At 60.1% G+C, this 12,805-nt stretch carries 14 protein-coding genes; 3 read left to right on the top strand and 11 right to left on the bottom strand.

Annotation, left to right across the window (positions count from 1 at the left end; all coding sequences use genetic code 11):
* Window positions 1–58: 58 nt before the first annotated feature.
* From QYQ99_RS10515 to QYQ99_RS10530, 4 genes are all read right to left on the bottom strand, one after another.
* Complete coding sequence (locus QYQ99_RS10515) at window positions 59–1,543, bottom strand: methyl-accepting chemotaxis protein (protein WP_302092579.1); 1,485 nt, start codon at window positions 1,541–1,543, stop codon at window positions 59–61.
* A gap of 297 nt (window positions 1,544–1,840) precedes the next feature.
* A complete protein-coding gene (metW, locus tag QYQ99_RS10520; protein ID WP_003066861.1) occupies window positions 1,841–2,425 on the bottom strand; it encodes a methionine biosynthesis protein MetW in 585 nt (194 codons plus the stop codon).
* Window positions 2,422–3,651, bottom strand: coding sequence for a homoserine O-acetyltransferase MetX (gene metX / locus QYQ99_RS10525; protein WP_302092580.1), 1,230 nt, complete (start codon window positions 3,649–3,651; stop codon window positions 2,422–2,424). Before metX ends, metW begins: the two co-directional genes overlap by 4 nt.
* Window positions 3,652–3,868: 217 nt before the next feature.
* Window positions 3,869–4,438, bottom strand: coding sequence for a TMEM165/GDT1 family protein (locus tag QYQ99_RS10530; protein WP_302093152.1), 570 nt, complete (start codon window positions 4,436–4,438; stop codon window positions 3,869–3,871).
* 496 nt (window positions 4,439–4,934) lie between these two features.
* Between QYQ99_RS10530 and QYQ99_RS10535 the strand changes: the two genes are divergently transcribed.
* Both QYQ99_RS10535 and QYQ99_RS10540 read left to right on the top strand, forming a co-directional pair.
* The gene (locus tag QYQ99_RS10535; RefSeq protein WP_302092581.1) at window positions 4,935–5,333 is read left to right on the top strand and encodes an RNA recognition motif domain-containing protein; all 399 of its coding nucleotides are present in this window, start codon (window positions 4,935–4,937) and stop codon (window positions 5,331–5,333) included.
* 240 nt (window positions 5,334–5,573) lie between these two features.
* Window positions 5,574–6,065, top strand: a complete 492-nt coding sequence (locus QYQ99_RS10540) for an RNA recognition motif domain-containing protein (RefSeq protein ID WP_302092582.1) — start codon at window positions 5,574–5,576, stop codon at window positions 6,063–6,065.
* A 97-nt stretch (window positions 6,066–6,162) separates the two neighbouring features.
* On the opposite strand, the gene QYQ99_RS10545 is transcribed toward QYQ99_RS10540, so the two are convergent.
* The 4 genes from QYQ99_RS10545 to QYQ99_RS10560 are packed head-to-tail and all read right to left on the bottom strand — an operon-like array spanning window position 6,163 to window position 9,136.
* Complete coding sequence (locus QYQ99_RS10545; RefSeq protein WP_302092583.1) at window positions 6,163–6,954, bottom strand: SDR family oxidoreductase; 792 nt, start codon at window positions 6,952–6,954, stop codon at window positions 6,163–6,165.
* A gap of 3 nt (window positions 6,955–6,957) precedes the next feature.
* The gene (gene lptC, locus QYQ99_RS10550; protein WP_302092584.1) at window positions 6,958–7,578 is read right to left on the bottom strand and encodes an LPS export ABC transporter periplasmic protein LptC; all 621 of its coding nucleotides are present in this window, start codon (window positions 7,576–7,578) and stop codon (window positions 6,958–6,960) included.
* Entirely contained in the window at window positions 7,575–8,135 is a 561-nt protein-coding gene (locus QYQ99_RS10555; RefSeq protein WP_034350998.1) for a KdsC family phosphatase, read from the bottom strand. Before QYQ99_RS10555 ends, lptC begins: the two co-directional genes overlap by 4 nt.
* Complete coding sequence (locus QYQ99_RS10560; RefSeq protein WP_302092585.1) at window positions 8,135–9,136, bottom strand: KpsF/GutQ family sugar-phosphate isomerase; 1,002 nt, start codon at window positions 9,134–9,136, stop codon at window positions 8,135–8,137. Before QYQ99_RS10560 ends, QYQ99_RS10555 begins: the two co-directional genes overlap by 1 nt.
* A 112-nt stretch (window positions 9,137–9,248) precedes the next feature.
* Between QYQ99_RS10560 and QYQ99_RS10565 the strand changes: the two genes are divergently transcribed.
* Entirely contained in the window at window positions 9,249–9,806 is a 558-nt protein-coding gene (locus QYQ99_RS10565; RefSeq protein WP_302092586.1) for an adenine phosphoribosyltransferase, read from the top strand.
* A gap of 22 nt (window positions 9,807–9,828) precedes the next feature.
* On the opposite strand, the gene QYQ99_RS10570 is transcribed toward QYQ99_RS10565, so the two are convergent.
* From QYQ99_RS10570 to QYQ99_RS10580, 3 genes are all read right to left on the bottom strand, one after another.
* The gene (locus QYQ99_RS10570) at window positions 9,829–10,497 is read right to left on the bottom strand and encodes a hypothetical protein (protein WP_302092587.1); all 669 of its coding nucleotides are present in this window, start codon (window positions 10,495–10,497) and stop codon (window positions 9,829–9,831) included.
* A 142-nt stretch (window positions 10,498–10,639) separates the two neighbouring features.
* Window positions 10,640–11,119, bottom strand: a complete 480-nt coding sequence (locus tag QYQ99_RS10575; RefSeq protein WP_302092588.1) for a Crp/Fnr family transcriptional regulator — start codon at window positions 11,117–11,119, stop codon at window positions 10,640–10,642.
* 297 nt (window positions 11,120–11,416) lie between these two features.
* Complete coding sequence (locus QYQ99_RS10580) at window positions 11,417–12,610, bottom strand: phosphoglycerate kinase (RefSeq protein ID WP_302092589.1); 1,194 nt, start codon at window positions 12,608–12,610, stop codon at window positions 11,417–11,419.
* Window positions 12,611–12,805 lie beyond the last annotated feature (195 nt).

Here is a 12,805-nt window from a genome sequence, read left to right on the forward strand (position 1 = left end):
GTGCGCCAATGCTGGTGGCGGTGCCTGCCTCCCAGGCATTGACATGGCGGATCAGGGTTTAGTGCAATGCCAGCGCCCCGCGCTCCAATTGGAAGCGGGAAACCTCTGTCAGTAGGCTTTCGGCCTGTTGCCGCAGCCCCTCGGCAGCGGCTGCGCTTTCCTCCACCAGGGCAGCGTTTTGCTGCGTGGCCTGGTCCATCTGCATGACCGCCTCGCCGACCTGGGCCACACCTGCGCTCTGCTCGTTACTCGCTGCGCTGATCTCGCCCATGATGTCCGTCACGCGGTGAATGGCGGCGACGATCTCGTCCATGGTGTGACCTGCCTGGTCGGCCAGCGCACTGCCGTCTGCCACGCGTTCCACGCTGGCAGTGATCAACGTCTTGATTTCCTTGGCCGCATCGGCGCTGCGCCCCGCCAGGGCGCGCACCTCGCTGGCCACCACCGCAAAGCCCCGGCCCTGTTCACCGGCGCGTGCAGCCTCCACGGCCGCGTTCAGTGCCAGGATATTGGTCTGGAAGGCGATGGCGTCTATGACGCCGATGATGTCGGCAATGCGCGAGCTGCTGGTGTTGATGTCCTGCATGGTCTGTACAACGCGCGCCACCACAGCACCGCCCTGCCGGGCCACTTGCGAGGCATTCTGCGCCAACTGATTGGCCGTCTGGGCACTGTCGGCGTTCTGGCGCACGGTGGCGTTGAGCTGCTCCATGCTGGCCGCCGTTTCCTCCAGCGCGCTGGCCTGGCTTTCGGTACGGGCAGACAGGTCGGCATTGCCCTGGGCAATCTCGCTGGATGCTTGTTGCATCTGCACCGATGCGCCGTGCACGCGCTGAACCAGTTCGCGCAGCGCACCGCGCATGGTTTGCAGATCGGCCATCAGGCCCCGTGCCATGCCGCCCGAGCTTCCACCGGTCAGGTCGCCATCGGCCACGCGGCGTAACGCCTTGCGCGCATCGGCCGGGTCTCCGCCCAGCTCGCTGCGCAGCGTGCGCACCATCACCCAGAGCAGCGCGGCCGAGATGGCCACGGCCAGCAGGGCCAGCAGACCCGACCACAGCTGCATGCGCTGGGCGCTGGCACGCGTGGCCGCATGCGATGCTTCGGCCGCATCGCGGGCCGCCTTGAGCTGTTGCAGCACGGCTTCGCGCAGCTTGCGCCAAGCCGGGGTTTCCCGGGTCTTGAGCGCGGCGGCGGCGGCGTCATAGTCCTCGGCCGCCAGAGTCACGATCTGGTCCTGCGCTTCGGACTGGGCCTGACGCAAGGCCTGCAAGCTCTTGACGGCGACTTCCATGGCCGTGCCCTGCACGCGCCGGCTCAGATCGTCATAGGCGGCGTCATAGGCCTGACGGGCATTGCCCAGGTTCTGCACGGCCTGCCCGTCCGACGGATCCATCACGATATTGCGCAGAGCCTGGCCCGATTGCAGACCCTGGGCATACAGCTCCTGCAGCTGCGCCACCACGGCCTGGTTGTTCCTCAGGTAGTCGTTGAAATCGGACTGTGTGCGGGTCAGCCCCCACTGGCTGCTAAGCAGCGCCAAAACAAACAAGGCTGCAGGTGCAGCCGAGCAAAAAATGAGACGGGAACTAAAACGCATGGCAAGGCGCGCACCGGCCGAAGCTTCAGTGCATTGATTCAGATCAAAAAGAAATAAGCAGTTGATTATGAATCAGATGCTTACATCTTTGCATTGCGGCAGCAGCACCGCTTTGCCTCAGGAGTGCGGCCCTCTCAAATTTAAGAGCTTCCGACTCTTATCAGGCAATGAATTCGATATGAATCAATACCCAATTCATTGCCCATGAATCGCAATCAGCTACTGTTTCAAGAGCAGCAATCAGGCATGCTCGAAGTGGAACACCGCCGTTGTCGCCAACAGATTGGGCAAGCTTCTCACCACCTGACCGTTTTGCAGACCGAAGGAGTCGCGAATGCGCAAGCGGTTCTTGGTGGCCAGCACCTCGAAGTCCTTGTAGGTGCCCACGCGGATATTCGGTGTGTCATACCACTGATAGGGAAGGCGACGCGTGACCGGCATGCGCCCACGCAACACGGAGAAGCGATTTTGCCAATGTGCAAAGTTGGGAAAGGCAACCACGCCTTGCTTGCCGATGCGGGCCGTCTCCTGCAGCATCACCTCGGCATTGCGCAAATGCTGCAACGTGTCGATCTGCAGCACCACATCGAAGCTGTTGTCGCCGAAGATGGCCAGGCCGTCCTCCAGATTGAGCTGCAGCACGTTCACGCCGCGGCGCGTGCAGGCCAGCACATTGGCATCGTCCAGCTCCACGCCATAGCCCGTACATCCGCGCTCTCGCACCAGATGCTCCAGCAGCGCGCCGTCGCCGCAACCCAGGTCCAGCACGCGTGCGCCCTCGGGCACCAGCTGGGCAATGGCTTTCATGGTGGTCAACTCGGTCATGCGGTGTCTCCTGCGCGCTCGGCGGTGTTCAGTTCTTTGGCAATGCCTTCAAAATAGGAGCGCATCACGCCCATATAGCGTGGGTCATCAAGCAAAAACGCATCATGGCCATGGGGGGCGTCGATCTCGGCATAGCTGACGTCGCGGTTGTTCTCCAGCAGTGACTTGACGATCTCTCGGCTGCGCGCCGGGGCAAAGCGCCAGTCCGTCGTGAAGCTCACCAGCAGGAACCTGGCCTTGGCCACGGCCAGCGCCCGGGTCAGATCGCCATCATGGGAACGGGCCGGATCGAAATAGTCCAGGGCACGGGTGATGAGCAGATAGGTGTTTGCGTCAAAGTAGCCGCTGAACTTCTCGCCCTGGTAGCGCAGATAGCTCTCGATCTGGAACTCCACATCCTGGGTGCTGTACAGGTAATCGCGCCGATCCGACGCTGGGCCGCCCCGAGTCGGGCCAGCTCCCTCAGGGGGCAGCGATTCAGGTGCAGCGGGGAGCGTGGTGGCCCTGAGGCTGCGGCCGAACTTTTGGTTCATCACGTCATCGCTCAGATAGGTGATGTGACCGATCATGCGCGCAATGCGCAGGCCGCGCGCGGGCACCACGCCATGCTCGTAGAAATGGCCGCCGTTGAAATCCGGGTCGGTGACGATGGCGCGACGCGCCACCTCGTTGAAGGCAATGTTCTCGGCGTTCAGATTCGGCGCGCTGGCCACCACCACGGCATGGCGCATGCGCTCGGGATAGCGCAGCGACCAGGACAGGGCCTGCATGCCGCCCAGGCTGCCGCCCAGCACGGCGGCGAGCCTCACGATGCCCAGGCGGTCCAGCAGGCGGGCCTGCGCATCCACCCAATCCTCCACCGTCACCACGGGAAAATCCGCACCATAGGGCTTGCCCGTGGCCGCGTTGGTGTGCATCGGGCCGGTAGAGCCGAAGCAGGAGCCCAGATTGTTGATGCCGATGACAAAGAACTTGTCGGTATCGACAGGCTTGCCCGGGCCGATCATGTTGTCCCACCAGCCTTCGCTCCTGGGCTGGCCCTCGTAGCTGCCGGCTACATGGTGGGAGGCATTGAGCGCATGACAGACCACGATGGCATTGCTCTTGTCGGCATTGAGCTGGCCATAGGTCTCGAAGGCAAGGTCGTAATCGGCGATGGAGCCGCCGCTCTGCAAGGGCAGCGGTTCATCAAAATGCATGAACTGAGGTGTCGCGATGAAGGACATATGAAAAAACCCGGCATCGCTAAAAACGAGGCCGGGTCGGTGTACTGTCACTTCGCGGACGGGTCTTTAGCTGGATTTATAAAGCGCCCGCAAGCTTTGGCAAATCGGCGCGTGAAAAGTGCAGTGTACTGCATTCATTGCACCGAGCTCAAAAGGAGACAGTCATAGCTGTCCAGGCCTTTTGAGCCTTGTGCAAATAGCTATGCTTTTGGTAGTGTCACACTTTGGTCAGGAGCGCCGCCACACCCAGCACCAGGAAGATCACGGCGCACACACGGTGAATCGTCTTGATCGGCAGCTTCTTGGTGATCTTCTCGCCAAACCACACCACCGGCGCATTGGCCAGCATCATGCCCAGCGTGGTGCCAGCCACCACCCAGTAATACGACAGAGGGTACTTGGCGGCCAGGCCCACCGTGGCCAGTTGGGTCTTGTCCCCCATCTCGGCCAGGAAGAACAGCATCAGCGTCGTACCAAAGACACCCCAACGCCCGGCGCCATTGCCGGTATCGTCATCATCCAACTTGTCGGGAATCAGCATCCAGCCCGCCATGAGGATGAACGAAATCCCCAAGATCCAGCGCAGCACGTCGGGACCTAGCATCGTGGTGATCCAGTTGCCCACGGCGCCGGCCAGAGCATGGTTGACCAGCGTCGCGGCAAAAATGCCGGCCACGATGGGGACGGGTTTGCGGAACTTGGCCGCCAATACCAATGATAGCAGTTGGGTCTTGTCCCCCATCTCGGCCAGGGCGACGATGGAGGTGGATATGAGAAAGGCTTCCATGATGGGGGTAGATGGCCGGAGTTGCCAGAGCGCATTGATCACGCACCGACTCCGGCCTATCTCTTCATAGGTTTTCTCGGTACGTAATCAATGGTCTCGACCGGTCGCACCACGCATTGCACGCGGTACCGCATGCGCCATAGGTCACGAGGACCCAAGTCTGTTGACGCATGCATCCGGCAGCTGGCTGCCGAACGGCCTACTCCCCAAAGAAAGTAAGTCATCATTCTATCTGTTTAACCCTGTAAGACAACTGCTTATTTGAATATTCAAAATTTTGTATTTCAGGGTAACTCCCATCGGGACAATGTTGTTACCAACACGAAATTTGATCTTTTCGTAATACAACGGCTTCTCTTGTGACTCATAATGTATGAGTCTTCGTCTGGAAAGCAATTTTCGGATCGAAGCAAGTGCGTTAGCGTCTCTAATGTTGTCATCCAAGGCTGACTCCCTAGGGCTCCATCGCGTTTTCAAGTTTTTTCAGGAGTCCAGCATGGGCAACAAGCTTTACGTAGGCAATCTGCCTTACACATTCCGCGACCAAGATCTGCAAGACAGCTTCAGCGAATTCGGCACTGTGAACAGCGCCAAGGTGATGATGGAGCGTGACACCGGCCGCTCCAAGGGCTTCGGCTTTGTGGAAATGGGCAGCGATGCCGAAGCACAAGCCGCTATCCAAGGCCTGCACGGCCAAAACCGTGGCGGCCGTGATCTGGTCGTGAACGAAGCACGTCCCATGGAGCCTCGTCCTCCCCGCTCCGGCGGCTTTGGTGGCGGCTTCGGCGGTGGCCGTGAAGGTGGTGGCGGCGGCTTCGGCGGCGGCCGTGGTGACGGCGGCTTTGGCGGCGGCCGTGGCGACGGTGGCGGCTATGGCCGTCGCAATAGCTACTAATCAGTTATTGCCAATAACAAAAAAAGGATCTTCGGATCCTTTTTTTGTTGCTAAACGTTAGCAACGCGGTTTTCGAGCATTTATTTTTTTCCTTGTTCTCCGTCATAATTCCTTTCTCGGGCATTTCCCGTTCACAAGCGAATAGGTTTTCAGGATTTTTGGCATGTTTTCCCATGAATATGCGGCGGCCATCCTGAATTCGATCGCGCCATTGAAGCATTGAGGAGCTAGGAGTTATTAATGGGCAATAAGCTGTATGTCGGCAACCTTCCCTATGGTGTGCGCGACAACGATCTGGAGCAGGCATTCAGCCAGTTTGGAGCCGTAGCAAGTGCACGCGTCATGATGGAACGAGACACCGGCCGCTCCAAAGGCTTTGGTTTTGTGGAAATGGCCAGCGAAGCAGAAGCACAAGCTGCCATTCAAGGCATGAATGGCCAGCCCCTCGGGGGTCGCAGCCTCATCGTGAATGAGGCACGCCCCATGGAACCCCGCCCCCCTCGCACCGGCGGTTATGGAGGCGGCTTCCGCAGTGAAGGCGGTTTTGGCGGCGGTAATCGCGATGGCGGTTACGGTGGCCGCAGTGAAGGTGGTGGCTATGGTCGTGGCGATAGCGGCGGCGGCTATGGCGGTGGTGGTCGCGGCGAAGGCGGCTTCCGCAGTCCCTATGGCTCAGGCCCACGCCACGGTGGTCGCGGCGGCTACGGCGGTGGCAATAATCACGGCGAATGAGCTTCTTTTAGCAGCTCGGCAATAAAGGCACGATAACGTGCCTTTATTTATTTCTGAAGGCATTCAAATGCATAGTCATTTTACCAATGTCTTCCACTCAATCCTTTTTTAGATGCCTGGGCTTTCTGGTTTTCCCCAGAGTCAATCTATCCCATAGATAAGCGGGCAGCATCCGCATTACACTGCCGACAATCCTCATCTGCCAGGGAATAATCGCATATCTGGCTTTGCGCTCGATAACCCGAAAGGCACGCCTTGCGAACTCCTCGGGCGAGAGCAGAAAAGGCATGGAGTACGGATTATTTTTCGTCAACGGAGTGTCCACATAGCCAGGCAATAAACTGGTCACAGAGACCCCGGATTTCTGCAACTCAACGCGCAGACTCTCACAGTAAGCAATGGCTGCCGCTTTACTGGCCGAATATGCGGCATGGCCGGGCAAGCCGCGAATACCGGCCACACTGCAAATACCCACCAGACGCCCGGAGCCGCGTCGCACCATGGGAGCAATAAACGGCTGAAAGCTCGCAGCCAGCCCCATGGTGTTGCTGGCCAGTACCTGCTGCATGACCTCAAGATCCTCGCGCAAGGAGGTATCCACGCCCCAGCTGACACCCGCGTTGGCAATAACAACATCGGGCAGGCCCTGGCGCTCAAGACAGGCATCCGCAGCACTGCAAGCACTTGCGATGTTCGTGACGTCCGCACCATAAACGGCGTAGCGGGATGCATCCATTCGCATGGACTGCGCCCACTGCTCCATGACTGCGGTACGTCTTGCCACCAAGGCGACCGACCAGCCCAGCTGGTAGTAGTGCCAGGCCAGGGCCTGACCTATGCCGCTGGAGGCACCGGTGATGTAGACGAGTCCGGACCCATGTCCTGCCATGGCTTATGGCTTCTGGCTGGGCTGGATGACGCCCTTGACCCGTCCCTGCATCTGCAGAATCTGGTCAAGGTGCGCGTACTGCATGCTGTCACCTGTAAATCTGTCATTGCCACGGGTCATGACCACAGACTTGTTGGTACTGACGCGCTCGTCATTGGGCCAGATTTGCAGGAATTCGCTCTCCAGCCGCATGGCGGGCAAAGCCTTCTGGGTTGCAGTTGCAGGCACCGGCTCGCGCTCAATGACGGCCTGGCCGAACATCTGGATTTCCGAGCCATCGCCATTGCTCAGTGCCCGGTTGGAGCTGCCCACGGTCTTGCGCCCATCAGGCGTGAAGCTCAGCATGCGTGCGTCGTAGACCTCCAGCGTATCGGTATCGGGAAAGTGCTCACCTGTCGTGCCATTCAGTCGATTTTTGAGGCGGCCCGATGCTTCGAAATTCTTGATGACGAAGTCTTTGAGGAAATAGTCCGGATCGTGCCGCACGACCTTCTCCGCGCCGCTGACAATCGGCTTGGGAGCATTGCGCACCAGCCACCAGGTGCCCAGAGCCAGCAGGCCCATGATGAGCACGGGGAGGTACATCGAGGCCTTGTCGCCCACACGGCGCCATTGCCCACTCATGAGCCATACCCCGAAAGCAGCGCCGCATAAGCGCCATTGGCGGCCAGGAGCAGATCGCAGAACTGCCGCACCGCCCCCTCTCCGCCATTCTTGGCACTGACCCAGTCCGCCACATGCGATGCCTCGTCATGGGCATTGGCGGGTGCGCAGGAAAAGTGGCTGCGACGCATGACAGGAAGATCGGGCCAGTCGTCTCCCATGGCGGCGGCCTGCGGCCATTGCAGACCCAGTTCAGCCAGGATGGACTCGGCAGCCGGCACTTTGTCCTCCGTGCCAAAGCGCGCATGTTCAATGCCCAGTTGCTTCAAGCGCAAACGCAGCGGCGCGGAGTCTCGCCCCGTCACCACGGCCGGCGTGATGCCGGCCTTTTGCAACATTTTCAGGCCATGACCGTCCAGCGTATGGAAGCGCTTGAGGACCTCACCCTCGCCCGAGAAGTACAGGCCGCCGTCGGTCAGGACGCCATCCACATCGAAGAAGGCCACACGAATTCCCTGGGCCTTGAGCAACAGCTGTGGATCCCATTGCTGGCGGGGTGTCAGAGCAGGTCGGTTCATCAAATCACCTTGGCACGCATCAGATCGCGAATATGCACCACGCCCTGCAGGAGCTGGTTGTCGTCGGCCACCAACACTGCAGTAATGCCATGCTCTTCCATCATGCGTGCCGCAGCAACCGCCAGCAGATCAGGCTTGATCGTCAGAGGCCTGGCATGCATGACGTCCTGCGCCGAGCGGCTGCGCAGATCCACGCCTGCTTCCACACAGCGGCGCAAATCACCATCGGTAAAGATCCCCACCAGCTCACCGGATGCGTTGACCACAGCGGAGCAGCCCAGGCCCTTGGCACTCATTTCGCGCATCAGGTCCACGCTACTCACATCCTGGACAACCTGGGGCACATCGACACCACGACGCATCACATCGCGCACATGGGTCAGCAGGCGTCGACCCAGAGCTCCTCCGGGATGCGAGCGAGCAAAATCCTCGGCACCAAAGCCCCGGGCATCGAGCAAGGCCACGGCCAGCGCATCTCCCATGGCCAGCTGAGCCGTGGTGCTGGCAGTGGGTGCCAGGTTCAAGGGGCAAGCTTCCTTGTCCACATGGGTGTCCAGCACCCAGTCTGCATGCTTGGCCAGTGTCGATTGCAGACCGCCGGTCACGGCCACCAGGGGCACGCCCATGCGCTTGATGGCGGGCAACACGCCGGTCAGCTCATCGGTCTCGCCGCTGTTGGACAAGGCCAGCACCAGATCGTCCTGCGTCAGCATGCCCAGATCGCCATGACTGGCTTCTGCGGGGTGCACGAAAAAGGAGGGGGTCCCTGTGGACGCGAGCGTCGCGGCCACCTTGCGGCCCACATGCCCGCTTTTGCCCATACCCATGACCACCACACGGCCCGGCAGCTGCAGAATGCGCTGAACCACAGCCGTGAATGCGCCATTGAGGCGCGCCGACATCGCACCCAAGGCGGCGGCCTCTATATCCAGGGCCTCGCGGGCCAGGCTCAAAGCTCGCGGTGCGTCAATCAGACGCGAATTGGCAGCATCAGAATTCATGCCCGGATTTTAGCCAGCCCATGCTTGCCGGGCAGCGGGCAACATCCCTTTGGCCCGCATTTCAGACCTGAGCCCATACACTGGCGAGCATTCAAGAACTCAGGCATGCCCCATGCAAACTTCCACCAGCGTCAACGACTATCTGCGCGACCATATCCGCACCGTGCCGGACTGGCCTGCGCCGGGCGTGCAATTCCGCGACATCACACCCCTGCTGCAAGATCCCAAGGTCTTTCGCATCATGACCGATGCCTTTGTTCACCGTTACATGGACCCCAAGCTGCGCCCTGACGTGGTGGCCGGCCTGGATGCGCGCGGATTTATTCTGGGTGCAGTGATCGCTCACGAGCTCAACATCGGCTTTGTACCCATCCGCAAAAAAGGCAAGCTGCCCTTCACCACGGTGGAGGAAACCTATGAGCTCGAATACGGCAGCGCTACCGTGGAACTGCACACCGATGCTGTCAAGTCCGGCGACCGTGTGTTGCTGATTGATGATTTGATCGCCACCGGCGGCACCATGATGGCCGGCAAGAAACTGCTGGAAAAGCTGGGGGCTACCGTGGTGGAAGGCGCAGCGATTGTGGATCTGCCGGAACTGGGCGGCTCCAAGCACCTCAAGGACAGCGGACTGCCCCTGTTCACTCTGGTTGACTTTACCGGGCACTGAGCAGCCCAGCAGCAGCCCTGGATCAGCGCAGCTCTCCGTACTGGGTCGTGCCCAGAGAGCCCAGTCCAGACACGGCAAATTCGCCCCCCTCCTCATGACCAGAGCCAGGGCCCAGCAATGGCACCTGGCGTGATTGGCGCACACTAGCAGGCGATCCAGCAGCCATGGCCACCGCCTGCTTGAACGCATCCATTTCCTGCGCGTCAATGGGCTCGAAAGAACGGCCTGAATGTGCCGCAACCGGAGCATGGCGAGGTGCCTGCATCGGGGGTACAGCCCCGTCAAAAAACTGCGTCTGCACAAAATCCGGGCTAGCAGCACTTTGAAGCTGCCCATTCACGCGCCAGTAAACGGCGTGAACCCCTGCATCCATACGGGTTCTGGCGAGCTCAGCAATCATTGCCTCGATATGTCTTTGCTGCTGAGCATCCGCAGCGTATGCAGGAGCCAGATCCACCATCACAACAAAGCGCAGGCCAACGCTGTCCAGAGAGAGCACCTTGAATTTGTATCCGGCCGAAAGAATGCCGACCCTGACCATGGCTTCACGCACGATGACGTACAGCTGCTCGCGTCTGGCAGAGCGCTCACGGCGCTGCGACTGACGCGCTACAGGATCATCCTCGTGGCGCGGTGCTTGCGTGCTACCTTCTCGGCGAGGCCCGCGAGAAAACCATCGGAACAGGGACATGAGCACACTCGAACAAGCAGTATTTACAACAAGACACATTCTGCCTCCAGGTCTGGAGCAGCTCGTGACATTTAACGAAATATTAGCCTTTGTCCGACGTGGATCAAGCGCCAAGCCCGGTCGAAAAACAAAAAATCTTCACTCAGGTGCTGGCCACCCGGCGACGAGTGTCCCCTGCGCGGCGGGCCAGCACCTGACCTGCCATGGTCAACAGCGCCAGCGCCAGAGCAGGCTGGCGGTTGGCAATTTCGGAATAACGCAGCGCAGTCAGACACCATAGACGGCTGGGCGCTGCGGCCTGAACCGTGGCCTTGCGTGGTCGATGGGCGAAAAAAGCCCCTTCCCCCACAATCGCCCCCGGCCCCACCAAAGCCAGGCGGATTCTTTCTTTCGAATCCTGGTAATGCACGCTCAGCGAGCCGTACTCCACCAGGTACAGATTGCGGTCCAGCGCCCCTTCGGCAAACAACACCTCGCTGGCTGCCAGATTGATCGGCTGCAGATACGGCGCCAACAACTCCCATTGAGCGGCATTGAGTACGTTTTGAGCGGTATCGGTGGCAACCGAGGTCGTCATCGCCTGGATCAGCGCCGACAAATCCTGAGGTGTTGAAGCGAACATAAGCAGTGGGTAGAACGCGAACGCCGCATGTCATCCGGTTGGACAAATCCGGATACACATCCCGGCCGCTCAGGGTAAAAGAAATTCATAGCGCGCCATGGCTCGCCATCAACGCAGGCTGAATGCTAAGCGACTCTGACAGTCCCGCCAATCACTTGCGGTGAGGAGTTACTGTCACTTCCCCAAAGTGTCTGCCTCTTCATCCGCGTCAAAGCAAAAAAGGATCGATGATTCGATCCTTTTTTGATAGCTTACATCGCTCTTCCCAGTTGGGTTAGCGCCACTTTTCAATGGAAATCAGCCATTGGCGCGCTTTTCCAGGATCTCGAAGGCAGGCAGCTTCTTGCCCTCCAGCACTTCCAGGAAGGCACCGCCGCCTGTGGAGATGTAGCCCACATCCTTTTCAATACCGTACTTGGCAATGGCGGCCAGAGTATCACCGCCGCCGGCAATGCTGAAGGCGGGGGACTCGGCAATCGCCTGGGCGATGACCTTGGTGCCATTGGCAAACTGGTCGAACTCGAACACGCCCACGGGGCCGTTCCAGACGATGGTGCCGGCCTTCTTGAGCTGCTCGGCCAGCAGGGCTGCGGTTTCCGGGCCGATGTCCAGAATCATGTCGTCATCCGCCACTTCGGAGGCCTTCTTGACGGTGGCCACGGCGTCGGCTGCAAAGGTCTTGGCGGTGACCACGTCGGTGGGCACGGGCACATTGGCGCCACGGGCAGCCATGACGTCGATCACGGCCTTGGCATCGGCCACCAGATCGGGCTCGGCCAGCGACTTGCCAATCTTCAGGCCGGCAGCCAGCATGAAGGTGTTGGCAATGCCGCCGCCCACGATGAGCTGATCCACCTTGTCGGCCAGGCTCTTGAGGATGGTCAGCTTGGTGGACACCTTGGAGCCGGCCACGATGGCGGCCAGGGGACGGGCGGGCGCAGCCAGTGCCTTGTTCAGCGCGTCGATCTCGGCCGACAGCAGCGGGCCGGCGCAGGCGATGGGAGCGTATTCTGCGATGCCGTAGGTCGTGCCTTCGGCACGGTGAGCGGTGCCGAAGGCATCGTTCACAAAGATGTCGCAGAGCTTGGCCAGCTTCTGGGCCAGCTCGGGCTTGTTCTTCTTCTCGCCCACGTTGACGCGGCAGTTTTCCAGCAGCACGACCTGGCCGGGCGCGACCTGCACGCCGTCCACCCAGTTGGCCACCAGGGGCACATCGCGGCCCAGCAGCTCGGACAGGCGCTTGGCCACGGGTGCCAGCGAGTCCTCGGGCTTGAATTCGCCTTCGGTGGGGCGGCCCAGGTGGCTGGTGACCATCACCGCAGCGCCGGCCTTCAAAGCCATTTCGATGGCCGGCACGGAAGCGCGCACACGCGTGTCTTCGGTGATTTCACCGGCGTCGTTCAAGGGCACGTTCAGGTCGGCACGGATGAAAACACGTTGTCCCTGGGCATTGCCCTGGGCGCACAGATCGGAGAAGCGGATGATGTTCATGCAGCAAAAAAGCGACTCCGAAAGTCGCCCATACAAAGGTTGGAAAACAAAAAATCTGCCTGCATTCTAGGGCGATCACCTCTTTCAGGCATCGCTTTTACACGCTTACTCGACTCAAAAACAGGAGCATCTTGTGCGCTCTGTAACTGGATTTCAAGCCTTTCTATCGGGAGCTAATATGAAAACAGGAGCACG

Source organism: Comamonas testosteroni (assembly GCF_030505195.1).
Classification (GTDB): domain Bacteria; phylum Pseudomonadota; class Gammaproteobacteria; order Burkholderiales; family Burkholderiaceae_C; genus Comamonas; species Comamonas testosteroni_G.

Bases quoted from the DNA above. Each gene is read 5' to 3' on its own strand.
- metW (WP_003066861.1), bottom strand. From the start codon at position 2,425: ATGACCGAGTTGACCACCATGAAAGCCATTGCCCAGCTGGTGCCCGAG.
- metX (WP_302092580.1), bottom strand. From the start codon at position 3,651: ATGTCCTTCATCGCGACACCTCAGTTCATGCATTTTGATGAACCGCTG.
- QYQ99_RS10530 (WP_302093152.1), bottom strand. From the start codon at position 4,438: ATGGAAGCCTTTCTCATATCCACCTCCATCGTCGCCCTGGCCGAGATG.
- QYQ99_RS10535 (WP_302092581.1), top strand. From the start codon at position 4,935: ATGGGCAACAAGCTTTACGTAGGCAATCTGCCTTACACATTCCGCGAC.
- QYQ99_RS10540 (WP_302092582.1), top strand. From the start codon at position 5,574: ATGGGCAATAAGCTGTATGTCGGCAACCTTCCCTATGGTGTGCGCGAC.
- QYQ99_RS10545 (WP_302092583.1), bottom strand. From the start codon at position 6,954: ATGGCAGGACATGGGTCCGGACTCGTCTACATCACCGGTGCCTCCAGC.
- lptC (WP_302092584.1), bottom strand. From the start codon at position 7,578: ATGAGTGGGCAATGGCGCCGTGTGGGCGACAAGGCCTCGATGTACCTC.
- QYQ99_RS10555 (WP_034350998.1), bottom strand. From the start codon at position 8,135: ATGAACCGACCTGCTCTGACACCCCGCCAGCAATGGGATCCACAGCTG.
- QYQ99_RS10560 (WP_302092585.1), bottom strand. From the start codon at position 9,136: ATGAATTCTGATGCTGCCAATTCGCGTCTGATTGACGCACCGCGAGCT.
- QYQ99_RS10565 (WP_302092586.1), top strand. From the start codon at position 9,249: ATGCAAACTTCCACCAGCGTCAACGACTATCTGCGCGACCATATCCGC.
- QYQ99_RS10570 (WP_302092587.1), bottom strand. From the start codon at position 10,497: ATGTCCCTGTTCCGATGGTTTTCTCGCGGGCCTCGCCGAGAAGGTAGC.
- QYQ99_RS10575 (WP_302092588.1), bottom strand. From the start codon at position 11,119: ATGTTCGCTTCAACACCTCAGGATTTGTCGGCGCTGATCCAGGCGATG.
- QYQ99_RS10580 (WP_302092589.1), bottom strand. From the start codon at position 12,610: ATGAACATCATCCGCTTCTCCGATCTGTGCGCCCAGGGCAATGCCCAG.